The sequence below is a fragment of the Rhodococcus sp. NPDC003382 genome (assembly GCF_053589135.1).
On the sequence record NZ_JBSFRH010000001.1, the window covers coordinates 289,733 to 315,173 of the forward strand.

General features: G+C 66.7%; 25 protein-coding genes. 18 read left to right on the forward strand and 7 right to left on the reverse strand.

From position 1 onward, the window contains the following. The first annotated feature begins 4 nt into the window (after nucleotides 1–4). The 17 genes from ACWDUD_RS01560 (at nucleotide 5) to ACWDUD_RS01640 (ending at nucleotide 14,227) form a co-directional block, all read left to right on the forward strand. Nucleotides 5–319, forward strand: coding sequence for a hypothetical protein (locus ACWDUD_RS01560; protein WP_450108107.1), 315 nt, complete (start codon nucleotides 5–7; stop codon nucleotides 317–319). Between the two features lie 118 nt (nucleotides 320–437). After that, a complete protein-coding gene (locus ACWDUD_RS01565; protein ID WP_450108108.1) occupies nucleotides 438–875 on the forward strand; it encodes a minor capsid protein in 438 nt (145 codons plus the stop codon). Between the two features lie 12 nt (nucleotides 876–887). After that, nucleotides 888–1,637: a phage tail tube protein gene (locus ACWDUD_RS01570; RefSeq protein WP_450108109.1), complete on the forward strand. Its 750-nt coding sequence runs from the start codon at nucleotides 888–890 to the stop codon at nucleotides 1,635–1,637. Between the two features lie 74 nt (nucleotides 1,638–1,711). Further along, nucleotides 1,712–2,134: a DUF7426 family protein gene (locus tag ACWDUD_RS01575; RefSeq protein ID WP_450108110.1), complete on the forward strand. Its 423-nt coding sequence runs from the start codon at nucleotides 1,712–1,714 to the stop codon at nucleotides 2,132–2,134. A 5-nt stretch (nucleotides 2,135–2,139) separates the two neighbouring features. Continuing rightward, nucleotides 2,140–2,376, forward strand: a complete 237-nt coding sequence (locus tag ACWDUD_RS01580) for a hypothetical protein (RefSeq protein ID WP_197251795.1) — start codon at nucleotides 2,140–2,142, stop codon at nucleotides 2,374–2,376. Beyond that, the gene (locus ACWDUD_RS01585; RefSeq protein WP_450108111.1) at nucleotides 2,376–2,768 is read left to right on the forward strand and encodes a DUF7426 family protein; all 393 of its coding nucleotides are present in this window, start codon (nucleotides 2,376–2,378) and stop codon (nucleotides 2,766–2,768) included. The genes ACWDUD_RS01580 and ACWDUD_RS01585 overlap by 1 nt, the downstream gene beginning before the upstream one ends. 3 nt (nucleotides 2,769–2,771) lie before the next feature. Further along, complete coding sequence (locus tag ACWDUD_RS01590) at nucleotides 2,772–7,112, forward strand: phage tail tape measure protein (protein ID WP_450108112.1); 4,341 nt, start codon at nucleotides 2,772–2,774, stop codon at nucleotides 7,110–7,112. After that, the gene (locus ACWDUD_RS01595) at nucleotides 7,113–7,922 is read left to right on the forward strand and encodes a hypothetical protein (RefSeq protein ID WP_450108113.1); all 810 of its coding nucleotides are present in this window, start codon (nucleotides 7,113–7,115) and stop codon (nucleotides 7,920–7,922) included. Further along, nucleotides 7,919–9,472 carry a Gp37-like protein gene (locus tag ACWDUD_RS01600; RefSeq protein ID WP_450108114.1) on the forward strand — a complete coding sequence of 518 codons (1,554 nt, stop codon included), beginning with the start codon at nucleotides 7,919–7,921 and terminating at the stop codon, nucleotides 9,470–9,472. Before ACWDUD_RS01595 ends, ACWDUD_RS01600 begins: the two co-directional genes overlap by 4 nt. 9 nt (nucleotides 9,473–9,481) lie before the next feature. Continuing rightward, nucleotides 9,482–10,216: a peptidoglycan-binding protein gene (locus ACWDUD_RS01605; protein WP_450108115.1), complete on the forward strand. Its 735-nt coding sequence runs from the start codon at nucleotides 9,482–9,484 to the stop codon at nucleotides 10,214–10,216. Between the two features lie 113 nt (nucleotides 10,217–10,329). Beyond that, nucleotides 10,330–10,746 (forward strand): hypothetical protein, encoded by a 417-nt coding sequence (locus tag ACWDUD_RS01610; protein ID WP_450108116.1) that lies wholly within the window; start codon nucleotides 10,330–10,332, stop codon nucleotides 10,744–10,746. Beyond that, on the forward strand, nucleotides 10,746–11,051 hold the full coding sequence (locus tag ACWDUD_RS01615) for a hypothetical protein (RefSeq protein ID WP_248676378.1): 306 nt from the start codon (nucleotides 10,746–10,748) through the stop codon (nucleotides 11,049–11,051). Before ACWDUD_RS01610 ends, ACWDUD_RS01615 begins: the two co-directional genes overlap by 1 nt. 1 nt (nucleotide 11,052) lies before the next feature. Further along, on the forward strand, nucleotides 11,053–12,024 hold the full coding sequence (locus ACWDUD_RS01620; RefSeq protein WP_450108117.1) for a glycine-rich domain-containing protein: 972 nt from the start codon (nucleotides 11,053–11,055) through the stop codon (nucleotides 12,022–12,024). A gap of 12 nt (nucleotides 12,025–12,036) precedes the next feature. Next, nucleotides 12,037–12,312 (forward strand): hypothetical protein, encoded by a 276-nt coding sequence (locus ACWDUD_RS01625; RefSeq protein WP_248676777.1) that lies wholly within the window; start codon nucleotides 12,037–12,039, stop codon nucleotides 12,310–12,312. Further along, nucleotides 12,309–12,653 (forward strand): LtfC-like domain-containing protein, encoded by a 345-nt coding sequence (locus ACWDUD_RS01630; protein WP_450108118.1) that lies wholly within the window; start codon nucleotides 12,309–12,311, stop codon nucleotides 12,651–12,653. The genes ACWDUD_RS01625 and ACWDUD_RS01630 overlap by 4 nt, the downstream gene beginning before the upstream one ends. A gap of 16 nt (nucleotides 12,654–12,669) precedes the next feature. Beyond that, nucleotides 12,670–13,008, forward strand: coding sequence for a phage tail fiber protein (locus ACWDUD_RS01635; RefSeq protein WP_248676760.1), 339 nt, complete (start codon nucleotides 12,670–12,672; stop codon nucleotides 13,006–13,008). A 1-nt stretch (nucleotide 13,009) separates the two neighbouring features. Next, a complete protein-coding gene (locus ACWDUD_RS01640; protein WP_450108119.1) occupies nucleotides 13,010–14,227 on the forward strand; it encodes a hypothetical protein in 1,218 nt (405 codons plus the stop codon). A gap of 156 nt (nucleotides 14,228–14,383) precedes the next feature. Here ACWDUD_RS01640 and ACWDUD_RS01645 read toward each other — a convergent pair whose 3' ends face one another. From ACWDUD_RS01645 to ACWDUD_RS01665, 5 genes are all read right to left on the reverse strand, one after another. Further along, a complete protein-coding gene (locus tag ACWDUD_RS01645; RefSeq protein WP_450108120.1) occupies nucleotides 14,384–15,181 on the reverse strand; it encodes a DUF2510 domain-containing protein in 798 nt (265 codons plus the stop codon). A gap of 1,212 nt (nucleotides 15,182–16,393) precedes the next feature. After that, a complete protein-coding gene (locus ACWDUD_RS01650) occupies nucleotides 16,394–16,918 on the reverse strand; it encodes a hypothetical protein (RefSeq protein ID WP_450108121.1) in 525 nt (174 codons plus the stop codon). Continuing rightward, nucleotides 16,911–17,417 (reverse strand): helix-turn-helix domain-containing protein, encoded by a 507-nt coding sequence (locus ACWDUD_RS01655; RefSeq protein WP_450108122.1) that lies wholly within the window; start codon nucleotides 17,415–17,417, stop codon nucleotides 16,911–16,913. The genes ACWDUD_RS01650 and ACWDUD_RS01655 overlap by 8 nt, the downstream gene beginning before the upstream one ends. Before the next feature lie 38 nt (nucleotides 17,418–17,455). Beyond that, nucleotides 17,456–17,908 carry a hypothetical protein gene (locus tag ACWDUD_RS01660; RefSeq protein WP_450108123.1) on the reverse strand — a complete coding sequence of 151 codons (453 nt, stop codon included), beginning with the start codon at nucleotides 17,906–17,908 and terminating at the stop codon, nucleotides 17,456–17,458. A 136-nt stretch (nucleotides 17,909–18,044) separates the two neighbouring features. Then, a complete protein-coding gene (locus ACWDUD_RS01665; protein WP_450108149.1) occupies nucleotides 18,045–18,716 on the reverse strand; it encodes a DUF2637 domain-containing protein in 672 nt (223 codons plus the stop codon). A gap of 427 nt (nucleotides 18,717–19,143) precedes the next feature. On the opposite strand from ACWDUD_RS01665, the gene ACWDUD_RS01670 reads away from it, so the two are divergent. After that, nucleotides 19,144–22,317, forward strand: coding sequence for an AAA family ATPase (locus ACWDUD_RS01670; protein ID WP_450108150.1), 3,174 nt, complete (start codon nucleotides 19,144–19,146; stop codon nucleotides 22,315–22,317). Nucleotides 22,318–22,401: 84 nt separating this feature from the next. Here ACWDUD_RS01670 and ACWDUD_RS01675 read toward each other — a convergent pair whose 3' ends face one another. Together ACWDUD_RS01675 and ACWDUD_RS01680 are read right to left on the reverse strand one after the other, a co-directional pair. Continuing rightward, entirely contained in the window at nucleotides 22,402–22,605 is a 204-nt protein-coding gene (locus tag ACWDUD_RS01675; protein WP_197250970.1) for a hypothetical protein, read from the reverse strand. Nucleotides 22,606–22,753: 148 nt separating this feature from the next. Further along, nucleotides 22,754–25,369, reverse strand: a complete 2,616-nt coding sequence (locus ACWDUD_RS01680; RefSeq protein ID WP_368862569.1) for a helix-turn-helix transcriptional regulator — start codon at nucleotides 25,367–25,369, stop codon at nucleotides 22,754–22,756. Nucleotides 25,370–25,441 lie beyond the last annotated feature (72 nt).

The window sequence follows — 25,441 nt, forward strand, 5'->3', positions numbered from 1 at the left end:
TGCCGTGAGTCTGAACTTCGATATGGCCCCGATCCGGGCCGCCGCGCAACGCGGCCTCGACGATGCCGCCGAAGTCGTCAAGCAGGAGTCGATCGAGCGCACACCGAAGGAAACCGGCGAGCTGCGCAACGACTGCAAGACAGCGTCGGGGGATCTCGAGGCGGCCGTGTACTACGACCTCGAATACGCGCCCCGCCAGCACGAGGAAGTGGGCTGGCATCACGAGCACGGTGAGGCGAAGTTCCTCGAGAACGCCGTGATCGCGAAGCGGCAGGAGGTGGGGCAGGTCATCGCCCAGGCCATCAGGAGCGCACTGTGAGCGACACGTGGCACCGGCCAGCGCCGGGACCTGACTACTGGAGCTTCCGATGCCTGCGATGCGGGCAACCGGTAGACGCTCACCCGAGTTGGTGGTCCCGACTGTGGCGGAGGTCCCGATGACGACCGCGCGCGCACCCGACACCACCGCCGTAGAAGACGCGCTCGCGGAGCACCTCGCCGCCCTCGGGCTCGTGCGATACGAACCCAACGGCATCTACGGCGCCGGCACGCTCCCCGCGGTGTTCTTCGGCGCGATGCCAGACACCCCGAACGACGCCATCGTCATCAACACCTACAACGACGACCGATCCCGCGACGACGACAACCCGGACTACTACCTGCAGATCCGGGGACGCCGCGCCGGCCGAGATCCTCGCGCCGTCGACCAGCTCATGGACGCCATCTACCGGGCGATCCACGACACCTCCCACCAGATGTGGGGGAGTGTCCGGGTCCTGCTCTGCCGCCGCGTCGTGCGTGCACCACGCGACCCCGACGCGAACGGGCGTTGGACCCGCCCTGATTCGTACTGCATCACTGCCAACCCGTCCTAGGAGGACGACCCCATGACTGCACCCACCCAGGCCCTCGCGTCGACCCTCGCACGCGACTGGATTCTCGAAGCCGAAACCGCTCCCGATGTTTGGACGCGTGTCCGCGGCCTCTCCTCGGTCGCCCCCATCTTCGAGGGCGCCGAGCAGGACGACTCCGACATCGACTCGGAGGGCTTCGCGTCCCAGATCGTCACCGGCCTCGCGTTCCGCATCGAAGGTGGCGGCAAGCGCAAGGGCGAGAACACGTCCGGATTCGTCGACGACCCGGGCCAGAACTTCCTGCGCCAGAAGGGCCGCAAGACTGGCTACGACAACGTCGTGACGGTCCGCATCTACCGGCGCGACGCGCTGCCCGACGCCTACGAAGCCGAGACCACGGTGAAGTGGACCGACTCGCCGGCGTCCGACCCGAACGCGCTGCAGGAGTTCAGCTTCACGCTGTCGGGCCGCGGCAAGCCCCGCGACATCGTCAAGCCGCTCGTTCCGTCCGGTGACCAGAACTTCACCGTCACGATCGGCGGAGCCACTGCGGGCACCTTCACCCTGACGTGGAACACCAAGACCACCGCGCCGATCGCCTTCGATGCAACGTCCGCGGCGATCAAGTCGGCGCTGGCTGCGCTCGACGACGGCTATGTCGCCAGCGATTTCACGGTCACCGGATCGGCGGGTGGCCCGTTCGCCGTCACCGTCCCCGGCGGCGTGCTGACCGGTGACGGCTCCGGCCTGACCGGCGGAGCATTCGCCGTCGCCGCGGCCTGACCGCCCCATGACCACCCGCTGGGAGTGGAGCTGCGCTGCTCCCGGCGGGTGTTTCACCCAACGGAAGGAGTCCGGTGGAGGACCTCGCCACCTTCATGGACCCCGCGCTGCACCTACCGATCGCCGGCCGCGACTACGCGATCCACTGCACTGCCTGGCAGGGGCTACGCGCGCACCAGCTCATCGCCACCCGCCCACGCCTGGACGACGCGCAGGAACGCGCCGAGATCCTCGCGATCCTCGGCGACACCTACCAGCAGATGGTCGACGACGGAATCGGCTGGCCCACCATCGCCCACGCCGGCCGCACCGCCATGCTGTGGTTCGGGCACTCCGAAGCCGCCGGTCAGGCCCACTGGGAGAGCACAGGTGTGCCGGGAAATCCGATACCCCCATCCCCGAAGCAGGCAGGGATGGGGGAGAAGCTCCGCTCGATCTTTCAGCGCCCGGCACCTACGGACCGGATGATCCTGGCGGCGGCCCGTACGACCCCGTAACCGGGGTGCGCGAGTGGTACAACGACGAGCCTGACCGGCCGAAACCTGGCCAGGTCGCACGCACAATCGTCGACTGCCTACATCACTGGACCGACATCGAACTCGACCTGCAAGACAACGGGATCGACCTCGAATCCGGTGTCCTGCACACCCACTCGTGGCGATGGCTGCGCCTGCGCATCACCGCCCTCGCCGCAGATCCAACCTCCCGCCTGCACAAGGCGCTGACGAAAGGCGTGTAGTGGCGCTCAAGGACCTCACCGAAACCGGCTTCGACCCGGACCTCCACCTGCCGATCCGAGGCAAGCGCTACACCGTCCCGGCGCCGGACTACGAGGCAGCGAAGGCCATGCGGGAGATGGTGACAAAGGACGGGATGCCCCCGGTCGAACAGACCCAGCAAGCCATCGACGCCCTCGGGACTGCGTTCGGCGAAATGGTCGCCGACGGCCTGCCCTGGCCGATGATCCTGCACGCCGGCCGCACCGCGATCTTGTGGTTCGGGTTCTCCCCGGACTGGGGCGAAATCCACTGGGCCATGTCGCATCTGCCCCGACAAGCCGACCTCGAGAAGATCCTCGGCCAGCACGCCGAGCTGCTCAAGGCCAGAAAGCAACTGCGCAAGAAGGAGTAGCCCGTGGCACTCGACGTCGGCGAACTCGTAGCCCGCCTCACCCTCGACGACTCCCGCTTCGTCCAAGGCACCGAGCGGGCCCAGCAACAGAGCCAGCGAGCCACCCAGCAGATCTCCAACGGCTTCCAGCAAATCAGCCAGGCAGCGCAGCGCGCCGGCCAAGCCGCCCAGGCCGTCGAGATCAACCGCCGGCTCGAGCAGCAGGCCCGCGACGCAGCCCAGCGCATTCAGGACCTGGAGCGCAACGCACAGCGCGCCGACCAGTCCGTCGACGACATCGTCATGAACACCCAGCTGCTGAACGACGCCCGCCGTGCCGCGCAGCAGATCGAGGAGATCCAGGCTGCCGCACGTCAGGCGGCAGGCGCGGTCGACACCATCGAGCTCGGCAACCGGCTACAGCAGGACCTGCAGGCCGCGCAGCAGGAACTTGAGGACCTGTACCAACAGGCGAGTCAGGGCGGAGGGCCGGCGGGCAGCCGGTCCGGCGGGAACTTCCTGTCCGGGTTCGCTGACGCGGTCGGCAATCTCGGCTCGAAGACCGGCCCGATCGGTGCATCCCTCCTTGGTGTCGCCGCGATCGGCCTCACTGCGGGTGCGGCGCTCGCCGCTGCGATCAAGGACGGCATGTCCGCCGAACTGAACCGGGACCTGTTCCAGGCGCAGACGGGCGTGACGGAAGCGCAGGCCCGGAAATTCGCACAGGCCGCGGGCGAAGCGTACGCCGACACGTTCGGCGAGTCGCTCGAGGCGAACCTCGGCACCGCAAAGGCGGCACTCGGGAGTGGCCTGCTCGATCCGGGCGCGACGCAACGCGATGCGGAGCAGATGATCCGCTCCCTCGACGGTGTCTCCCGCGTCATCGGCGAGGAGATCCCGAGGGTGTCCCGCTCGGCCGCGCAGGCCGTCAAGACCGGGTTCGCCGCCGACGTCAACGACGCATTCGACCTCATCGTCAAGGGCTCTCAGATGGGCCTGAACGTGTCCGAGGACTGGCTCGACACAATCGACGAGTACGGCACCCAGTTCCGGCAACTCGGCCTCACCGGCGCCGAAGCGATGGGACTGATGGGCCAGGCCGTGAAGGCCGGCGCGCGCGACACCGACACCGCAGCGGATGCGCTGAAGGAGTTCGCGATCCGCGCACAGGACGGATCGAAGGCCAGCGCCGAAGGCTACGAACTCCTCGGATTATCGGCAGAGGAGATGACCGCGAAGATCGCGGAGGGCGGCGAGTCTGCCCGTGACGGTCTCGAACTGGTGCTCACGAAGCTGCGCGAGATCGAAGACCCAGTCGAACGGAACGCGGCCGCCGTCGCACTGTTCGGCACCAAGGCCGAGGACCTCGGGCAGGCCATGTACGCCATGGACCTGACAACCGCTGTCCAGTCGATGAACGACTACGAAGGCGCCGCCCGACGCGCCATCGACGTCATGAACGGCAACTCGGCCACCTCTGTAGAGGGCGCAACCCGGGCTGTCAGCATGGCGGCAGATGGACTGAAAGCAGCTCTGGCTGAAGCCTTCGGGCCCCACATCCAGAAGTTCGCAGACACCATCAGCAACAACCGGGCCGGCGTCATCCAGTTCTTCATCGACATCGGCAACAAGGCGTTCGACGGAGCTGAAGCGATCCTGCAGTTCGTAGCGAACGGTATGCGCGGATTCGGAGAATTCGCCAAGTCTGGGTCCGACATGGCGGCGTCCATGCTCGACACGTTCTCTGTGATCGTTGCCGGACTGGATGGCCTGCTCGGGCCGCTCGGTGACCTCATCCCCGGAATGCCCGACTTCGGCGATGTCGCGAAGGATCTGCAGAGCTTCGCCGACAAGGCCCGCGATGGCGGTGTGGCGATCCAGAACGGCATGAACGCTGGGGCTGACGGCATCGAGAACCGCCTGATCCCCGCGGTCGGCGCCGCCCAGGACCGGTTCAACGATTTCGCTGGCGATCTCAAGCTGTCGGCTGCATTCAACGACGAGATCCAGAAGGTCAACGACTCGATTTCCGAAGTCGGAATCGCCATAGACGGCTCGACCGTCAAGATCGAGAACTTCAATGGGGCTCTCGACAAGTCGATTCCGACGCAGGCTCGCCTCGATCAGCAGTTGGCCGGCCTCAAGGAACAGTTCGAGGCGCAGACCCGTACTGGTCTCGAGGCGGGTGCCACGATCGAGGAGCTGACCGGGCAGTACGCCGCAAACCGTGGCGAGCTGATTCAGCAAGCGATGCAGATGGGGCTGACAAATCGGCAGGCCCTCGATCTGATCAACAGCTACGGGCTCGTGCCGAACCTCGTTCAGACGCAGATCCGGCAGCCGGGCATGCCCGAAGCGCACTCAGCGCTCGATGTCCTCCAGGGCAAGATCGAGGAAACGCCCGACGAGAAAGTCATCCTCACCGAAGCGTTGACCCAGGACGCGATCGACGAGCTGAAGCATCTCGGGATCACGGTCAAGGAACTCCCCGACGGGACCGTCGAGGTAGTTGCCGAGACGGACGAGGCCGACCTGACGATGCGGCAGTGGCTTGCCCAGCAGCGCTTCGCTGACGTCCAAGTGCGTGTGCACTACCAGAACCTCCAGGCGCAGAACGATGCGATCGTGTCATCGGCGGCCGCAGCCGCTCAGCGCCAGGCGGAGACTGGGCAATACCAGCGGGTCCATTACGCCGACGGCGGTGTCCGCACGCGCGCCAATGGCATGCTCGACACCGCGCACATCGCTAACGGCCAGGGAAACGGCATCCTCGCCCGCACCCCATTCGGACCGGTCCGATACGCGGAGGGTGAGACCGGGTGGGAGGCCTACATCCCTGGCGCTCTGTCGAAGCGGCCACGCTCCGAACGCATCCTGCAGGAGGTCGCCAAACGCTTCGGATTCGGGCTCATCCGCACCGTGCGCAGCGAGGCCGGGAAGATCTTCAAGGGCGACCCGAAGTCTCTCGACGCCCAGTCCGATCCGACCGGGTGGCGGGCGCTGCTCGGCGGAGACTACTCAGGTCGCACCGCCTCGCTCCTCGGCATCCAGGAGGATCACCCGCTCGTCGACGTCATCCTCAGCGCGCGCAAGGCCATCGCCGAGGGCGACTACGACGGCGCCCTCGCGAACTACGGCATCCACGAGGACAGCCCCATCACGGATCTGCTCCTGCGGCTGAACGAGGGACTGTTCCCGAAGATGGCCGACGGCGGGATCGTCGGGCCATCCGGATTCGACGCTCAGGCGGCGATCGACCGCGCGAAGTCGAAGGCCGGCCGCCCGTACGGGTACGCCACCCTCGACGACTGCTCCGGGCACCTGTCTGACGTGTTCAACGCTGGCACCGGGCAGTCTGTTCGGTTCACGACTGCCTCGGACTTCGCGTCGATGGGCTGGGCTCCCGGCTACGACCCGAATGGATTCTCGATCGGCACCAATGGCGGTGTGGAGATGGACGGCCACATGGCGGGCACTCTGTACGGCGTCAACATCGAGTCCGACGGCAGCAACGGTGTGCAATACGGCGGTGGCGCGGACGGGGCTCTCGACTTCCCGCAGGTGTGGCATTGGCCCGGCGCCACGATGGGCGACGACCCGTCGACCGAGCGTCGCGGCATGACCGGCGAGGACTCGTCGGCGGGGCGCGCTGTCGGCGTCACTGACTCGGGTGCGGTGATGTCCACCGATGGGCAGCGGGTGTTCGTCACGAACTGGCCCGACACCCTCGGCGGCAGCAGCAAGGCCGAGGAGAAGCCTGCCGACGAGCGCAAGCCGATCCTGACCGCCGGACTCAAGGTGTTCGAGAACGGTGGGCTGCGGGCCCCTCAGGACGCGTTCATCGCCGGCGACGGCGCCGAGCTCGTGCACTTCGCCGAGAAGGGCACCGGCGGCGAGGGATACATCCCGCTCGCACCGTCGAAACGCCCCCGGTCGGTGGCGATCACCCGCGAGATCGCCAACCGCTTCGGGTTCGAGCTGGTGCCGATGGCCGACGGTGGCCTCACTGGCTTCGGCGGATATGGCGGCCGCAGCCCCGCATCGTTCGACGTGCCACTCACCCCGGACGGCTGGGCCGGAATGTCCGCGAACAAACGCCGGGCCACGATGTACAACCTCGCCGCCCTCGGGATCGGCGGAGCGTTCGCGCTCGCATCCGGGTTCGACGCAGACGGCCGGTTCACCGGACAGTTCGACACCGGCGCCAACTCGCATCCGGCGCTGGAGAAGGGCTTCCAGATGCTCGTCGAGAAGCTCGAGGAAATCCGGGCCGCTGCCGCCAACCCGGACCCCGTGGACGTGCAGGTCGACGTGGACCGCGGCGCCGGGACCGCCAACCTCTCGATCATGAAGGCAGGGATGTAGATGGCGAGGCGGTACGTCCTCGAATGCGAAAACGGGCAGGTGTGGGACTTCACGTCCCCCACCTGCCCGCTCTCGTTGCGCACCGATCCGACCGGCCTCGAAGGCGCGGAATTCGCGTTCGACGACCAGAAGAACGTCGACCAGGCCGGCGTCACATGGCGGGCGCGCATGGACGAGCCGAACCTGATCGGCCTGGACGTGAAGATCGCCGTACCTGACCCGGCGACCCGGGTACGGACCGCGCAGCAGTGGCGGCATTCCCTGGGCCGCGGCAAGCAGATCCACCGGTTCTGGACGATCACCGACGAGGCCGGACGCCGTTTCCAGGATGTGCGCCTGGCGTCGAAGCTCGGGCCGCTGAACTACACGCTGCTCCGCAACGCCGGGATCGTGCTGTCCGACCCAGTGATGCTGCGCTCGGACGAATCGTGGTGGCGGCGAATCCCGGTCGTGAAGACCTTCACCCCGGCCAACTTCGCGACCGCCGCGGTGCGCACCCACTCCGACGAGCCGGTATGGCCACACCTGCGGATCACCGGCCCGATCACCCTCCCCACGATCGGCTGGATGGGGGAGACCGTGCCGCTGCCGACGATCGCCGCCGGGGACTACCTCGACATCGAGACAGACCCGGACTGGTTCCAGATCAACGACAGCACCGGCGCCGACCGGTCGTGGGTCGGCCGCCGCTGGTACAAGCAGATCCCCGCCGGCCGACTCACCGTGCCGATCGCCATCACCGGCACCGGCACTACCTCAGCAACGAAGGTGGAACTCACCGTGCCCCAGCTGCACTGGACGGCCCTGTGACGGCCGCGTACACGCCCGGCTATCCCCGCCCCACCCGCGACGACGTCACCGGATTCGACATCGAGATCGGCCAGCCGGACGCCCTGTCGTGGAGGCCGCTCGGTGGGTACATGACCGCCGAATTCGAATGGCACTGGTACCTGCCCACTTCGGCGGTGATCCAGATCAAGCCGGATCATCCGATGGCCGCGTACCTGGTGAACTGCCGGCGCCGCGTCATCCACGTGCGCACGTACCGGAACGGCATCCCGTGGGATGGCCGGATCATGCGCGCGAACATCAAGGGCAAGCCCGGGCGTGAGGTCATCACCCTCTACTGCATCAGCAACCTGATGTGGATCCTGCGGGGCCTGGCGTGGGTCAACAACATCACGCCGCCAGAGTTCCAGCTGTCGCTGACCGGGAAGCAGAACGTGAAGTGGGGGCCGCCGGACTTCGTGTTCAAGGCGTACCTCGCCGAGACCATGACCCGGCTGCGAAAGCCCGTGTGCGCGGCACTTCCACTGCGCTACACCGTGCCGACGCTGCCGGATCTCGACGACATCGACACACTCGACGACCTGCTCGACATCGTCGCCGACGCCCTCGATGACTTGTGTGTCCTGCAGGCCCGGTTCACGCAGCTCGATGAGCTGTTCAAGCAGACCGTTGAGACGCAGGAGATGGGTCTGTCGTGTCATCTGTGGACGCCGCTGGACGGGCCATCGCCGCATGTCTTCAACACGACCAGCCTGTCTCAGCTCCAGTCGGTGTTCGACTACACGTCGGACAACTTCCTGAATTTCACCAACCCCGGGAACATTCTGGGGCTGGCTAATCCGGACGACTGGGGAAAGATGACCCGCTCCGGGTATGTGTTCGATACCCACGTCAAGCGGGACATGCGCAAGATCCAGTTCCGGCTGGACTCCACCCAGGTCGAGTACTACGAGCGGGACGTCGAGCACGCCGACGCGCACAAGGTCGCGGTCGGTGGCAAGGCCCCGGAAATCATGAACCAGGCCATCGAGTGGGGCGCCAACTTCGCACTTCAGCTCATCCTCAACGCCCTGTTCCCCGGCCTGAACCTCGGCACGATCCTCGTCGGCGACCTCTTCGACAACGTGTTCTTCGCCTACCAGCAGTTCTGGGATCCGGACCTCGAGGACGACCTCGGGGAGCACGGGTTCGGTGAGGTGTTCGGCGACAACACCGCCGCGTGGTCGCTCGACAGCTTCGCGGTCGGGCAGGCCGAGCTCAAGAAGCACTCCGGCTCCGACGCAGTGAAGATCCAGCTCTCGTCCGGTGCTGCCGGCCGCGGCTACTGCATGGGCGTCGACGACGGCACCGGCCGCCGGTACCGGGTCGGGGACATCGTGACCCTGTGGGATCGCGGCGTCGAGATCGAACAGTGGATCTCGGCGGTGAAGATCACCGACCGCGGTGACGGCCGGATGGTCGAGACCGTCACATTGGGCGAGGACAAGGCCCTGAAGGACGGCTGGGAGCGCGTGATCGCGCATCTGCAGAACTTCGCAGGTACCGCCCGCGGTATCGCCAACAGCGTCTAGGAGGACGCCATGTCATTCCGAAAAGCCTACGGCTACAGCCACAGCGAGAACGGGTGGCGGATGTGCAACCGCGACGAGTGCGTCGTGGCGAACCCGCTGCCGTACACCAACACCGCACCGATCCGAGCCGGTGACGCCGCGACGATCCTCAACGCGTGGATCATCTGGTACCACCGCAACGTCGAACCGCTGACGTCCCCGGTGTGGGGCTGGTCCAACGAGAACGCGGTCGGCAACTCGAACCACCTGTCCGGCACCGCGGTCGACATCAACGCCCCGAAGTACCCGTGGGGTCTGCGGTCGATGCCGGCCGCTCGCATCGCGAAGGTCCGCGAAGGTCTGCGCCTGTTCGAAGGCTCTGTGTTCTGGGGCGCCGACTGGGGCCGTGCAGATGAGATGCACTACCAGATCGGCTGGCGTGAGGGCGATCCCCGCGTTGCGGCGTTCGCTGCCAAACTGAACGCCGGGCACCTCGGGATCTACAGCCCAGGCCCGGCCGCGCCCGCACCGGCGCCCGCACCGACAGTGTCGCGACCGACGATCTCCCGCGGCTCCACCGGCGACCACGTGCGCTACCTGCAGACGCTGCTCAATCGCGCGTACCCGCTGTACTCGCGCCTCGTCGTCGACGGCGACTTCGGCCCCGCAACCGAGAGCGTTGTGCGGGAATTCCAGCGACGCGCAGGCCTGGCCGTCGACGGTGTTGTCGGCCCGGCCACCTGGCGCCGGCTCGGTGTCTCGTGACACGGCTCGCCATCGTGGCCGCCGTCGTTCTGTCCTTCACCCGTTGGGGCCGGTTGCATGCGCGGATCCTGCGCGCTGACCGGTCCGAGCGTTACCCCTCGTAGGAGGCACCCATGTCGGACGGAAACGTCATCGACATCATCACCAGGCAGGTCGTCGAGAAGGTCGCCGCCGAGGTCGACGCCCGGATCGATGCGGGCGTGAAGATCGTCACCGACGAAGCGCACCGCCGGATCGACGGATACCTCGCCGAACTGCCGCGGCCGGTCGAGGCGGAGCTGGTCGCGCAGGAGCCCGCACCCGCCAAGGTGGACGCCCGGAATCGGGCCTGGCGCACCACCGTCCAGGGTGCGGTCGCTACCGTGCTGGTCGCGGTGCTGCTCGCGCTCGCCGAACTGCTCGGCACCGGCACTCTCGACCTCACCACCGGCGGCGCATGGAAGGCCATCGCGGGCACTGTCGGCGGCGCGGCCCTCATGGCCGTTCTTGCGTACGTCCAGCGGCTCGTCAGCCCGCCGAGGGACCGCTGATGGGGGAGTGGCTGCTTGCGTTGTTCTCGCCTGAGCGGATCCAGGCGTTGGGCATCGCGGCGACAAGCCTGTTGACGGCATGGATGACTCGGCAGGCGGCAGTCATCAAGCGGCTCCAAGCCGAGGTCGCCGAACTCAAAGCAGGACGCGCAGAGGACCAGCGGAAGTTCCGTCGAGCGATCTGGCTCATCCGCGACTTGCTGTCGTACGCCACTGCTCTCGAACTGTTGATGGAGCGGCACATCCCGCATGTGACCCCGCCGCAGCGCCCCGAGATCCCCGCCGAGCTGCTCGAGGAGGTGTGACGTGGAGAAGCTCCCACGCAAACGCCCGTCCGGTCACACGGACCCGATGGCGCTGATCGCTCAACACCTGCCAGGGCTCGTAGTCGATCGGATCAATCTGTTCATCCACGATCTCTTGGATCAGATGGACGGCGCGACCGGCGGCATATTCAATCTCGACGATCTCGCCGATCGCCTGTACGGCACCGAGCGTGGCCTGCAGACGAACGTGCCGCGACTCGACAACAGGATTGACCAGATCGTCCTCGAGAACATGCAGGCCCAGCTTGCCACCTACAGCTCAACGGACTGGTGGTACAAGCCCACAGACGCGAAGTTCATCAGGGTCGTAGCGATCGGCGGGGCGTCCGGTGGAGGCCGCGGAAACAACGGTGGAAACGGCGGATACGGCCGCGGCGGACGGGGCGGCTATTCGGGCGGCTGGGCGGTGTGGGAGTTCGACGCGGCAGACGTACCAGCGTCGGTGCTGTGCACGGTCGGCCCGGGCGGCGCCGGCGCCACAACGGACGGCGGGCATGGTGCAGACGGTGGCCTGTCCAGCTTCGGTGACCTGATCGCCGCTACCGGTGGATCGTCTATCAATCAAACGTACGGCGCGGCCGTCAACCCGCTGCACGACTTCACATTCCACATTCGCGGAGGCAACGGTGCATCCCTCGCCATTGCTGGCGGTAACGGCGTGCCCACACCCGGTGGGGACGGTCCGTTCGCACCCGGTGCTCCCATCGCGAACATTCTGGCGACCGGTGACCACGGCCTGCCCGGCGTGTCGGCCCTCGTCGGGCAGCTCGGCCTAGGGTCCGCAGGTTCAGGCGGAAACGGAAAGAACGGGGCAGGCAACGGAGGCAATGGGGGCCCCGGTGGTTGGCCCGGCGCCCCGGGTGGCGGTGGCGGCCACTACGAAATCGGCTTCGCGGGCAACGGCGGCAACGGTGCCGGCGGCGCCATCTTCGTGACCACCCGCTTCTACTGACAGGAGAATCCCATGGGCACAGCAACACTCGTCGACGGGGACCTCGGTGGGCATCCGGGCCCGGCGCGCCTGTACCGCATCGACCCACCGATGGCGGGCGCCGACCACATCGTGATCTACACCCGCCCACCCGCCTACGGGCAGCAGGGCCAGGTCGTGGTCGTCCTCGCCGATGACACCGGCGCGGTCCTCGGTCGTGACGTGCGTCCGCAGGCGGGCACACACGTGTCGCCGAATCCGTCGCACACGCTGGCGCTGCAACTCGCCGGATACGAGGTGGCGGCGTGAGCGGATATACCCCGATCGTCGAGCCGCTGATCCTGACCCGCGGCGCCGACTACGTGCACCGCTACAACCGGCACCCGAACGACCCGCCGTTCCCCGACGGCACGACCGCCGAGATCGTCATCACCGACGGCTCGGAGGTCGGCGCCCCCGTGATCGCGACGTGGCCGGCACTCGAGGTCACCGCGGACTACATCGAGTTCTGGGTGCAGTCCGAGGATGCCGACCTGATCGACGAGGGCCTGACCTACCAGGTGTACCCGCACTATCCGGTCGAACCGCCGGCCACCGACACCCTCGACTTCTGTTGGTACGAGGGCCAGATCGAACGCACACCCCGCTAGGAGACACCCCGTGAAAATGAGCACCGCTGTTCGCGAATCTCTCGCCGTCGAACTGTCCACCCTGGGTGCGACGTTCTCGGCGCACACCGCCGACCCCGGAACGACCGGTGACTCCGAGGTCACCGGCGGCAGCTACGCCCGCAAGACCCTGACGTGGACCGCGGGAGCGTCCGATGGTGACGTGGTCGGGTCCGAACTCGAGTTCGACATTCCCGCGTCGACGACCGTGACGCACCTGTCGTGCTGGAACGGCTCGACGTTTCAGTGGTCGCATCCGCTTGACAGCTCGGCGGTGTTCACCACGGCCGGGAAGCTGCGCGTTCCGGTGACGCTGCGGGTCCCGCAGGGCACGTAGCGTGGGCGCCTCGATCGCGCTGCGCCCGGCGCTGCCGGAGTCGACCGCCTCGGCGCCGGCCGCGAGCACGACGGTGGCCCCGCGCCCGGTCGTCGGCGTCACGATCGCGGCGCGCCCGCAGCTGGCCTCCTCGCAGTCCCCACGACCGCGGCTGCCGGAGACGACCGCGCCCGCCGGGCACATCCAGCCGGCCATCGTCGGTGTGGTCGTGCGCGCGCTGACCGTCGAGATCGACGCCGCGGTGCTGGTGGCGGCGTGGCCGATCCGCTACGCGGTGCTGACCGCGAACGTCGTGGTCGACGCGCAGATGCCGACGACGGTGGTGCCGATCCTCGAGCGCACCCTCATCGTCGAGGCTGCACCTGCCGCGCTGCTGCCGGCCTGGCCGATCCGGTACGCAGCATTGACCGCGCAGGTGCCGGTCGGTGCGCTGCTGCCCGTGCTCGGCGACGAACTCACCCGCCACCTCCTGGCCGAGGTCGCGGTCGAGGTGAGCATCCCCGCCGTGGTGGTCCACACCCGGTCGCTCGTCGTCGAGATCGACGTCGACGTCGACGCCGCGGGGACGGTGGTCCTGGCCCGGGAGCTGGTCGCCGCGGCGGCTGTGACCGCAGTGGCGCCACCTGCCGCAGTGCACACCCGCGCCCTGGTCGCCGAGGTCATACCCGCAGCGCTGGCCCCGGCCGTCCCGGTCCTCGCACGAGTCCTGGTTGCCGAGATTCCCGCCGCCGCACTCATGCCGCCGGTGCCGGTGCACACCCGCGCTGTGGTCGCCGAGGTCGCACCGACCGCGCTCGCACCCGCCACGGTGGTCACGTTCGCGGCGATGGGCGTCGACAAGGTCGGCACCCAGGACCCAGGCCGCAACACCTGGACGCGAGTCACCGGCTGGACCGTGCGCTCCGGCTACCCGGACACCGTCGAATCCGGCGGTGCCCTCATCGCCGAAGGCACCGGCGCGACCACGATCACAGCTCGCGTCACGTTCAACACCGGGGCGATCTTCGTCGAGCGACGAGCCCGTCTGATGGTCAACGGCAGCCAGGTTGCCATCAACACGCAATCGGGTCTCAGCACGGTGAAGGATGTGGGCCTGTCGTTCTCGACGACGCTGTACGACGGCGACCAGGTGTGGGTCGAGGCGTATCACGCGGCGACGACCGCGAACGAGCGGAACGTGCTCGCCGGCGCGACGAACACCTTCCTGTATTGGGACTAGGACGTCGACCCGGCGATTCCGTAACGCTCGGTCTGTTCTGTCCGATATGCCCGGTGGCCGTAGAGACCCACCCCCGATCGGTCTCTACGGCTGCTTAAGCGCCCCGCCTCCCCCCGACGCTGGAGGCGGGGCGCGCTTTCGGCGGTTAAGCAGCGGCTAGCCGACAACCTCAATCATCCGCAGGCCTACCTTCGGGACCACGGTGGAACCACCTATCTGGGTGTCATATGAGTAGGTGCCGGCGACCTCGACGTACATCTTGACGATGTCGCCCTCGACGACGTTGGCGAGAATGGCTGGATCGTAGGCGACTACCAGCGTGTTCTGGTCGTAGGAGTACTTGCTGTCCTGCCACGCGGGGGATGTGTTGGCGAGAAACTTGTCGGTTCCGGTGATGGAATCGAACTGGAAGATGTTGCCGTACAGGACAATCCTTCGGCCTGTCGCAGCGGAGGGGTTCTTCGCGATTAAGGCGAAGTCACGGTCGGTCAGCGTCTCGTAAGACGCGGGATTTCTGCGCGCTTCCTCTTCTGCACGAGCGGCGGCTGCCGCAGCCTCTTGCTCCTGCCGCCGAGCGGCAGCGGCAGCTTCAGCCGCCTGGCGTTCGGCTTCTGCCTCCTCCGGAGTCTGCGTTCTTGGCGCCGCACTGCTCGTGGTCGTGGTCCCACCAGAGGCGCTGCGAGTCGAGGATGAGCTGTCATTGCCGCCGCCAACGAGTCCAATGACAACGAACACCACGACGACTGCACCGACGATCCAGGGCCACTTCGGCTTCTTCTTGGGTGCTTGCGGATCCCCTGCCAGCGGAGCCACGTGCGGCGTGACTGCCACCGGGTTCGATGGCAGCGGATTCTCCGGAAGGGGTCGGGTGACGCCGGTCCATTGCTGTCCGTCCCAGAAGCGCAACTGGGTGGCGTCGGCGGGATCGGGATGCCAGCCGGGGGGAGGGTTCATGCGACTTTCCATTCTGCGAGGTTTGACCGAGTCGCATTTCGTACGTAATGGTTGGTTCGTTACAGTGTTACCGCAGGTCACGGCTATCTTGTGCGGTGCGGGTTCGGTGATGATTCGGCAGAATCCTGCAGCTGGCTGGAGCATCGAATTGCGAACGCCCGTAGGAGGCCGGAGCGTTCGCTCGCGACCTACGCGACTCTCATCGCCAGCCAGCGAAGCGCTCATCACTTGCGCAGCTGCGGCCCCGCTGGTGAGGGGAGGGCGCGTTATCCGCCCAGGGCCAGCAGGACTACCAGGATGATCGTGACCCTGAGCGCAACGGCGACTACCGGGTCGCCGCGCCGTGAGTTCGTGTCACCGAATAGGGGTTCGTCGCGGAGTCGCCGCTTCGGGGTCATTCGGCTCCTGCCGCAATGAAACCTCACTGGTCGGTTTGTCAGCGATGTGTTCCTCGACCACTCGGCGGTCGCTGGCGTGGCGGGGGGTGAGGGGAGGGTCCATGTGCCGCCCAGGCATGCCCCTGTCACTGCCCGGGAGGTACTGGACCCATGTCCAATCATGGCAGGGCAGCCCGCATCTGCGGTAGATCTTCGGGGAAGAAAGACCCCGTCGACGGATGCGGGGGGCGCCGACGGGGTCTGAATCGCCGCGCAGGGGATGGGCGGCGATAGTGTGGAGTCAATCACATCGCTGAGGGGGTCGGGAAATTGCTTTTGCCTAACGAAACTCCCGTTTTCACCCCATGCCGCCGCATGCCGTGAGGGCTCTATAGGGCATCCCGGGCCGTTCGGATAGAACCGCCTGGCCCGCGATCTCGTCCAATCCGGTATGGATGAGCGGCAGCAACGGGTGCGGTATTTGCTTCGCGCGATGGGAATACTCAAGCGCGCCGAGATGCTGGATGCGGGCCGGCGCTTCCCGAGCTCGGAGCTCCACCGGCCCGCGGATCAAACTCTACCGAGCGTCGAACATCTGTGCGAATGTATCGGCATGCAGTCCGTCGAGCGCAGCCCGCGCACCTGCCCGAACGGGCACCCGCTCGGTGCGCACCGGGTGCTTGTCGGATGGGTGCCATGCGACTGCACAACCGGTGCCGGCGGACACCGAACCTACGAGTGTCGGAGGTGCGGCGTCACGATCGTCCGGCCGCCGCACATCGGCCCGCCGCGGCCCGGCGTGAAGTGGTTGTAAGCAGGTGCACGACGCAACCGGTTAGACGCTTGCTTCTGCCGCTTTCGCGACCCGTTCGCCAAGTTCGATCCTTGCGCCGCGGAAATAGTCGATGGGCAGCGTTAGCACGGGGAGCTCCATCGTCCGTGCTTGTTGGTCGATCGCCGGCCGAATATAGGAGACCAGGTAAGGCAGACCGACTTCCTGAACAAACAGCGTGCCGACGTCGTTGATCTGATCCTCAATAAATGGTCCGAGTTCGGCGGGACGTTTGCCGTCTTTCCAGGTGAATTGCGCTGCGCAGTCGACCCTGATGATTGAGTCTTGTCGGACTACCTCGATCTTCAAGCGGACCGCGAACCGGCTTCCCGTGTCTTCGGCCTGCAGATCCGCTTTGACCTCGACGTGCACGGTCGTGTCGTCGTCATCCGTGCTGTCGGTGTCGGGATCGAGCTGGTCATCATCGGATTCGATTCTCTGAGCCGACAGCTCATAGAATCGCATAGCGACGGCGCCAACCCAGTCTTCCATGTCTGCAACGGCGAGCTGTGCTAGCTGGTCAGGCATGTTCGGTGTCCTCCACGATGTATCCCTCGATCACGATGTGCCGCGGGGGTGCTACGACGGTGATCCCGTTTAGATGCGGGGCCATAAATGTTGCGTCAATGTGCCGAACCCGCCGTTTTGCGCCGGATTCAACAAACGCACTCGAGCGCGGCACGACGGAGGGTTTAGTGGCCACCTCGATCCACTTACCATCATGAATGACTCGCTCGCCAGAGGCATCCTCGACGATGTGCCGCACACGCGCACCGACAGCCGCCGCGTATCGACGAATAGTCGACAGATGCGGGTCCGCACCCAGACGTTCGAAGTTCGAAACGGCTGACTTGTTTCGGCCGAGAGTCTTCGCAATGTCGTCCTGCGTGAGGTCCTTGGCGATTCGCAAGGATATGAGGATCTCGATCATGTCGCGATCGGCGCGCACCAGCTCCGCGGAGAGAACCGCGAACGTGCTGGACACATCGATGCCTAACTCAGCTTCCAGCTCCTCGAACATGCCCATGGGTTGAGGTTAACCGCAACTGGGGATCTGTGTCACATCTACGGCAACTCAGCACGTAGACTGTCGCGCCAGTCACCATATCGACGGTCTGCCTCGTCAATGTGATCGTTCTGCGCAGCTTTCCAGTCAGGGTCGTCGCGTCGCTTCGGTCCGTACAGCAAGGCGAGGAGAACGGTCGCTTTTTCCGCTGGCGCGCCGAAGTAGAGTCGGTGCTGTTCGTTTCCCTCGTCCATCTTCAGGTGGCCTAGCTGGTTGGCTGCGCGACGCATCGGCCACTTGAAGCCTCGACCGTCGGGGCCTTTGTCGTATGGCAAGCCTTCTCTGGCTGCCCGCTCCATCAGGTCCCTGAGTTCTGCCCACAATGCGGGATCTTCCCGGACAACGTCGCGAAGTTCGTCGAGGAAGTTCCTCACCCGTTGCCACTCGGTGCGGCCACGGAACAGCTGAAACCACTCATCGTCTTCGCACACACCAACTGTCGCAGTCGTCATCGCACCCCTTCAGACATGAGTCTGAATCATCGCATGATCGCGTGTGAAACTGCAGGATCGGAGGCAGTGTTGCGGTCAAGTCGTCGCGTTACGTGACGAACGCCCCCGTAGGAGCCGGGGGCGTTCGCTCGCGACCTTACGCGACACTCATCGCGAGCCAGCGACGCACTGTCGCCTCCGAGCGACCGATCTCATCGGCGATCGCATAGTTGCTCAACCCTGCCTCGTGGAGCTGGCGCGCGCGATGACGCAGTGCGTCACGCTCATCGACCGGTGCGTCATCGTGGCCGTTGATGGGCGCGGGTTCGGCCGCTGGCACGACTGTGAGCTGCGCTGATGCGGGCGACGCGGGTGCGTCATCACTGTCTATCGGCTCGGCAATAATATTTTCCGGCCGATTCTTGTCATCGGATATCGCAGCACCGGCGAGTGCCCTGGCGCGTACGATCGCCAGGTGCGTCAACGCGAGCGCCGCGACTGGCGGAACGACCGCGACGGCTGCGGCAACCCCGGGATGCACCGGCCCTGGCGGCAGCAGCAGGTGTGCGACGTTCCCGGCGATCGATACCCCGACTGCCGCCCACAGCAGGAACCAGGCGTACCGCCGCGCCGGTCCCGCGTCGAGCGTCACCGCTGCCCGCGTCGCCGCGATGATCAGCCCGTCGACGACGAGCGGCCACACCGCGGCCTGCCAGTCGCCGAGCCCGGACCGCGCCGCGATGTCCGCGAGCGCCGAGTAGGACAGGCACAGTGCCGCGGCGCCGAGCGCATAGATGAGTGCTGCGTCGTCGCGGGACACCCGAACCATCTTCACGTCATCCCCTCCAGTCGATCGAATCCAAGGCCCTCGCAGGGTAGGTCGGGAATCGGACAGATTCCGGACAGTCGGAGAGGGGGAAACCGATGGAACCGGATGGTTGCCGTCATATGAGGACATATCGAGTTCCCAGGCCACCCCGGGTGCGACTCACCTACCTGCGAGAACCGCTGGGGCACGAGTGGTTTCGAAACCCTCCGCGCCCACCATGTAATTGGCGGTGAAAGTCCTGGTCAGGGCTTTCTTGATTGCCGGCCGATGCACGCTGTGCCCACATTTTGCCCACACTCGCTTTCGCTCGGGCTTCCGACGGGACGCTCGCTACCGTCCGGTCGGCGGACCGAGACAGGCTATTCGTCACTGGTGGACGTCCTATTCTTGGACGTGGGGGTCCGGATTCTCGGATCGGTGGTGCTGGATGGCAGCGGAACTGTCGTGTGGATCGTGCGGCGCCGAACTGCCGACCAGTTCGAAATTCTGCAGCGAGTGCGGTGCGGCAGTTGTGACTGCCACGACACCTGCGGAGTACAAGCAGGTGACGGTGCTGTTCGCCGATGTGGTGCGGTCGATGGGCATCGCCGCCTCGTTGGATATGGAGCGGTTGCGCGAGATCATCACCGATCTGGTGGAGCGCTCGGCAGCGGTGGTGCGCCGCTACGGCGGGACCGTGGAGTTCACCGGAGACGGCGTGATGGCGACCTTCGGCGCTCCGGTTGCGTTGGAGGATCACGCCTTTCGGGCATGCCTTGCGGCGCTCGCCATCCAGGAGGAAGCGAACCGGTTGGCCTCGGAGGTGCTGCGTCGCGATGAGGTGGACCTGCAGCTGAGGGTCGGGCTGAACTCCGGTCGAGTGATTGCCGGCGAGATCGGCTCGGGCGCGTTGGGGTATGCGGCGATAGGTGAGCAGGTGGGGATGGCTCAACGCATGGAATCGGTGGCGCCGCCGGGCGGGGTGATGCTCTCGGAGGCGACCGCGCGGCTGGTCGAGCAGGCCGCGGTGCTGGGAGACATCGAGCTGATGTCGATCAAGGGGAAGACCGAACCTGTGCCGGTGCGCCGGCTGGTGGGGATCGGCCCGCGGCGGGCCCTGGTCGGACGCGCGGAGGCCGGCCTGGTCGGTCGGTGCCGGGAGATGGCGGCGGTCGAGGAGATCGTGGACCGCGCCATCGGTGGCCGGGGTGGTGTGGTGAATGTGGTGGGAGCGCCGGGCATCGGCAAGTCGCGGATGGCGCGGGAGGCGACCGCGATCGCGGCCGCTCGGGGGGTCGAGGTGATATGGACGTTCTGCGAATCCCACGCCCGTGACATTCCGTTCCATGCGGTGACCGCCATGCTGCGTGAAGGTCTCGGCGTTGCCGACCTGGACGCGCCCCTGGCCCGCGCGCGGGTGAGGGAACGAGTGCCCGACGGCGACCAGCAGGATCTGCTGCTGCTCGATGATCTACTCGGCATCGCCGACCCCGAGGTGTCGCTGCCCCGATTCGACCCGGAGGCGCGGCGTCGGCGGGTGATCACGCTGATCAACGCCGTGTCGCTGGCCCGTACCGAACCGGTGCTGTTCGTCGTCGAGGATGCCCAGTGGATCGACGAGGTGAGTGAATCCATGCTGGCCGACTTGCTCGAAATCATCCCGCAAACCCTGTCGGTGGTGCTGATCACCGCCCGCCCCGAATATCGGGGAGCGTTGACGCAGGTGCCCGGCGTTCGGACGATAGCGCTTGCCCCGCTGAGTGATTCGGAGACCATGGAGCTCCTGAACGAGCTTCTGGGAACCGACGGCTCAATCGCGCCGGTCGGGACCCTCATCGCCGAGCGAGCCGCCGGGAACCCGTTTTTCGCCGAGGAAATGGTGCGCGAGTTGGCCGAGCGCGGCGTGCTGGTCGGCCGGCGCGGCAGCTATGTGTGTGGCGCCGATGTCGCCGATGTCGCCGATGTCTCGGTGCCCGCCACGGTGCAGGCCGCCATCGAGGCACGTCTCGACCGGCTGAGCCCGCAGGCGAAGCAGACGATAAGCGCAGCGTCGGTGATCGGCGCCCGCTTCGACGCCGGGCTGCTGGCCGCGCTGGGCATCGATGCGCTGCCCGACGAGTTGCTGGGCGCGGAGCTGATCGACCAGGTGCGTTTCAGCCCCGATGCCGAATACGCCTTCCGCCACCCGCTGATCCGGTCGGTGGCCTACGAATCACAGCTCAAGTCCGACCGCGCCCGATGGCACCGGCTCCTGGCCACCGCGATCGAGTCGGGCAACCCGGACTCGGCCGACCAGAATGCCGGGTTGATCGCCGAACACCTCGACGCAGCAGGCGAACTGCACGCCGCGTATGGCTGGCACATGCGGGCCGCCGATTGGGCGACGACCCGCGATGTCTTCGCTGCACGGTTCAGTTGGGAACGTGCCCGAAAAGTCGCCGACGCTCTGCCCGGCGACGACCCCGGCCGATTGTCGATGCGCACCGCCCCCCGCACCATGCTGTGCGCCACCGACACTTACAGCCCCGCACTCCAGGAATCTCGCGACCGCTTCGCGGAGCTGCGGGAGCTGTGCGAGGCGTCCGGGGACAAGCTCTCGCTGGCCATCGGCATGAGCGCGCCGGCAGTCGAGCTTTTGTACGCCGGGCGGGTGCGAGAGGGCTCGCGGCTGGTATCCGAACAGACGGAGTTGCTCGAATCGATCGGCGATCCCACCGCGACTGTGGGATTGGCGACCGTCGCGTTCGCCAACTGGTTGGAGGCCGGCGAATTCGGCAAGATCTTGCGTTGGTCGCAAACCGTCATCGACCTGGCCGCCGGCGAGCCCGCCATGGGCGCCGGCTTCGGCTTCGGATCACCACTCGCGGTCGCGGTGGCATTCCGTGGCACTGCTCGGTGGTGGCTGGGTCTTCCCGGGTGGCGTCAAGACCTGGACGACGCCGTCGCGATGGCCCGACACAGCACTCCGACAGCTCATTGCGTTGTCGTCATGTGGACCTACGGCTTCGCGTTCCTCTTCGGGGTGTTGCGGGCCGACGACACCGTGATGCGCGTGATCGAAGAGGCGGTGCAGACCGGCGAAAGCGATGGCAACGACGTCGTGAGCCTGGCCGAGTTCGCGCTGGGTGTCGGGCTGCTGAGCCGGGACACCGCGAGCGACCGCCGCCGGGGGCTGGAGGCGATGATGCAGGCCCGTGACGTATGGCGGCGCAGGCAGGTTGCTCGTCAAATGGCCCCGCTCGTCGAGATCCTGGCGGCCGGTGAGAGTGCCGGGCGCGGTGACCGCGATGCTGCGATACCGGTGCTGCGCCGAACTGTGAACGAGATGTTCGAGGCAGGACGGCCCTTCGTCGGCCTCGTCGGCACCGGCGTTCTGGTGGAGACGTTGCTCGAGCGAGGCACCGAGGACGACCTGGCCGAAGCCCGAGCCGCGATCGCCCGGTTGTCGAAGGTGCCGGCAACAGAACGCTGGGCGATCCGCGAGATCACCCAATTGCGGCTGCGTGCACTGCTGGCCCGGGCCCAGGGCGACGACGCCTACCGAGACCTGGTCGGCCGGTATCGCGCGCTCGCGGAATCACTCGGCTTCGAAGGACACCTCGCGTGGGCCCGGGCGATGTAGGCCCGACTCTGCCGGCCCGCAGCACCTCGACCGTCTCCCCGACGGTCCCCTCACAGCACTGGCTGTGGCGGATACATGCTGCGGTCACAGCCGATACATCTCGCGTGCCATGGCGGAGTGCTCTTCTGCGTCGGTCAGCAGCGGTGGATAGTGACGCCGTGCGGGCCGTGCATCCGTGGACGAACTCACGAAGATTGCGCGCAGAGCGCCGATCATCCTGCCGATCGGATTCGTATGTGGGAACGCCAGAGCCGACGGATCGGCGGATGCGGCCACGAATTCAGACATTGTGCGCCTCCTGTCTCCCACGCTGTGATCGATCGTCACTCCCGAGCGCTGGACAGAGCGCAGTAGCGAGCCACTGCAATTTCACGTGGTCCGGGCGGGGCACTACTCGACCGGCGGCGCCGTACTCTCCACCCTCAGGGGGCGGTGTTCACTTGGTTCGCGCCCTTCGGCGCGGCAACAGGGCGGCGAGTTCGTCGCGGCTGGTGGTTCCGGTCTTCGTCATGGCCCGGTAGATGTGGCTCTCGACAGTGCGTACGGAGAGGGTCAGTCGACCGGCGATTGCTCGATTCGACAATCCCTCACCGATCAGCATCACGATCTCTCGTTCGCGATCGGTCAGCGGCAACGACGTGGTGGCCAGACGGAGGGCCGGGGTATCGGCGCCGCCACATTGTTCGGCGAGGGCATCTGCGCGCGCCGAGCATCCCAAGGCCGATCCACGTCGTTCTTGGATGCGGTACGCGAGGGCGGCATGGGCGGCCGCATCGACAGCGGCAACCATATCGCCCATGTGCTCGAAGTCCGTTGACACCGACTCCAATTCAGCACCGTCGCCGCGCCGGAGGGCGGACGCGAACCGGGCTGCCAGACCGACACGTGGACCCTCGACGATCGACTCCAGTCTGTGCAATCGGGGTGCCCCGGTGTGGTCCCCGAACTGGACGGCCGTCTGCAGACAGATCACTTCGGCCCCGAATTGTCCTTTGGCTGCCGCAGTTTCGGCCGCCGACAACAAGACGGTGATCGCCTCGCTGACGGCGCCCTGGCATGCGGTTGCCCACGCCCGGGCAAGGCTGCGCTCGTAGTCCAGAGTCCGAAAGGAACGTCGTAGTTTGTCGAGCGCGGTGAGCGCCTCGCTCGACGAACCGCGCATCGCGAGTGCAGTTGCGAGCGGGACCCGATAGCGGTACCCCCAGCCGATGGCATGGCCCGAGGCGGACAACGATACGGCTGTCGGGTCCAGCGTCGAACATGCGGTGTCGAGGTGACCCGCCCCGAGGGCTGCCCTCGCCGCGATCGCAGCGCCGAGTAGATGAGCCGCCCCCGGAAGATCGGCCGCTTGTCTGCGTACCCGCTCGGCCACCTCGACGGCTTCGCTCACTCGGCCGGATAGCAGCAAGGCGCTGACGTGTGCGTCGGCGATGTTGAATCGCATATGCGGAGCGTCGAAAGAGCGAGCCGCAACGTCGTAGCCGTCCTCTGCGACCGCCACGGCGTCGCCGGTGCGCCCGGCGTCGGCATATATGGAAGCAAGCACCCAGGCAACCTCGGCGCCGACGACCGGAGGCAGGTCGTCCGGCGCCAGCCTCTCCGCAGCTTGCATTGCCCTGTCCGGCTGGTCCATCGCAAACCGGTACACCGTGAGGAACGCGTCGATGAAGTGGCGGGCCTGCGGTGGTGTCGTGCACGACGCATCGTCGATGACTTGCTTCGCGCGCGCCGGGTCGCCGAGCGTCCACAGAAGGTTGCTCGCCCGCAGGAATGCGAATCTGGCCTTCTCGCTGTCCGTCAACCGGCCGGTGTGAATTGCGGTGAGTACGGAATCGGCTTCCTCGCCGCGACCCGACCAGGAAAGTGCATGCGCCCGGACGAAGGCGGGTTCCGGTCCGGCCCCGGCACGAATCGCTGCCTCCGCGAGTCGATCGGCGAGGGGCAGGTCTCCCAACCAGACAGCGCCCCGGGCGGCCCTGACGAGCAGTTCGGCGTCCGATGCGACGTCGGAGTCGAGGCTCAATGTGCCGCGGCGCACAACCACTCGCATGTCGTCCCGGTCATCGGATTCGGCGAGTTCTGCGGCGACCAGTCCGCGTAGCCGTCGAAGCCGAGTGGGTGCCGTGCGCCTGCGCCGTACCTCGGCGTAAAGCGGGTGCGCCACCCGTACCGCCATACCACCACCGACGGGTTCGAGTGTGATGAGACCGCGGGTGTCGGCCTCCTCGACCGCCGCTGGGTCGGCGATCCGGTTCAGGGCCGCCAGTTCGATCGGCTCCCCGACAGCCAGCGCGTCGATCACGTCGCCAACCTTCGCGGGAAGGGTGCCGATCCGGGTTTCGATCAGCTGGATCAGGCCCGACGGCATGGTCGGTTCGCCGATCCACCGCCAGCATCCGTGTTGCTGCACAATTCGGTGGTCGGCGACCTCCTGCTCGACGATGTTACGTAGATACAGAACGTTGCCACGAGTAAGGTTCCACAGCCGTCGGACCGCATCCGGATCCACCGATCCGTCGAGGGCAGCCGACAGCAGCGTGCCGGTCTCGTCGAGTGTCAGCGGCTGCAGGTCGAGGTGGTCGAACCGGCCGACCTTCCATATGTCCTGTGCCGCGGCAGGAATCGGTTCACCGTCGAGAACGGTGAGCAATACTTTCGCTGCACCGCGGTGCACGATCTGATGTATCACGAATGTCGACAGATCGTCGAGAAGTTGCACATCGTCGACGGCCACTACCACCGTGGCGCCGAACGATGTGGCGGTCAGCGCTTCGATGACCCCCCGGAGCAACTGAACGGTGTCGGTGACGCCCGACTGCGCCCACGCCGTGACTGCGCCCAGCGGAATTGCCCGCCCCGAAGACGTGCCGACCACCAGACGGCTGATGCAACCCTTCGACTCAGCAGCCGACAAGGCTTCGCGGGCGAGCCGACTCTTGCCCACACCGGCCCCACCGTGGACGACGATCCCGGAAACATCCGACGCCTCGATGACGGCCTCGATGGTTCGCATCTGCTCCGAGCGGCCGATCAACGGCCACGACGCACGCACCCGAGAAGCCTATCCCGACCTCTGGCTTTCACGTCCGGAAACCTCCTCGATGATCCAGGGTGGCGAGACGGT

Bases quoted from the DNA above. Each gene is read 5' to 3' on its own strand.
- ACWDUD_RS01670 (WP_450108150.1), top strand. From the start codon at position 19,144: ATGGCAGCGGAACTGTCGTGTGGATCGTGCGGCGCCGAACTGCCGACC.
- ACWDUD_RS01610 (WP_450108116.1), top strand. From the start codon at position 10,330: ATGTCGGACGGAAACGTCATCGACATCATCACCAGGCAGGTCGTCGAG.
- ACWDUD_RS01565 (WP_450108108.1), top strand. From the start codon at position 438: ATGACGACCGCGCGCGCACCCGACACCACCGCCGTAGAAGACGCGCTC.
- ACWDUD_RS01650 (WP_450108121.1), bottom strand. From the start codon at position 16,918: ATGCCTGACCAGCTAGCACAGCTCGCCGTTGCAGACATGGAAGACTGG.
- ACWDUD_RS01615 (WP_248676378.1), top strand. From the start codon at position 10,746: ATGGGGGAGTGGCTGCTTGCGTTGTTCTCGCCTGAGCGGATCCAGGCG.
- ACWDUD_RS01665 (WP_450108149.1), bottom strand. From the start codon at position 18,716: ATGGTTCGGGTGTCCCGCGACGACGCAGCACTCATCTATGCGCTCGGC.
- ACWDUD_RS01595 (WP_450108113.1), top strand. From the start codon at position 7,113: ATGGCGAGGCGGTACGTCCTCGAATGCGAAAACGGGCAGGTGTGGGAC.
- ACWDUD_RS01655 (WP_450108122.1), bottom strand. From the start codon at position 17,417: ATGGGCATGTTCGAGGAGCTGGAAGCTGAGTTAGGCATCGATGTGTCC.
- ACWDUD_RS01605 (WP_450108115.1), top strand. From the start codon at position 9,482: ATGTCATTCCGAAAAGCCTACGGCTACAGCCACAGCGAGAACGGGTGG.
- ACWDUD_RS01625 (WP_248676777.1), top strand. From the start codon at position 12,037: ATGGGCACAGCAACACTCGTCGACGGGGACCTCGGTGGGCATCCGGGC.
- ACWDUD_RS01660 (WP_450108123.1), bottom strand. From the start codon at position 17,908: ATGACGACTGCGACAGTTGGTGTGTGCGAAGACGATGAGTGGTTTCAG.
- ACWDUD_RS01645 (WP_450108120.1), bottom strand. From the start codon at position 15,181: ATGAACCCTCCCCCCGGCTGGCATCCCGATCCCGCCGACGCCACCCAG.
- ACWDUD_RS01675 (WP_197250970.1), bottom strand. From the start codon at position 22,605: ATGTCTGAATTCGTGGCCGCATCCGCCGATCCGTCGGCTCTGGCGTTC.
- ACWDUD_RS01570 (WP_450108109.1), top strand. From the start codon at position 888: ATGACTGCACCCACCCAGGCCCTCGCGTCGACCCTCGCACGCGACTGG.
- ACWDUD_RS01635 (WP_248676760.1), top strand. From the start codon at position 12,670: ATGAGCACCGCTGTTCGCGAATCTCTCGCCGTCGAACTGTCCACCCTG.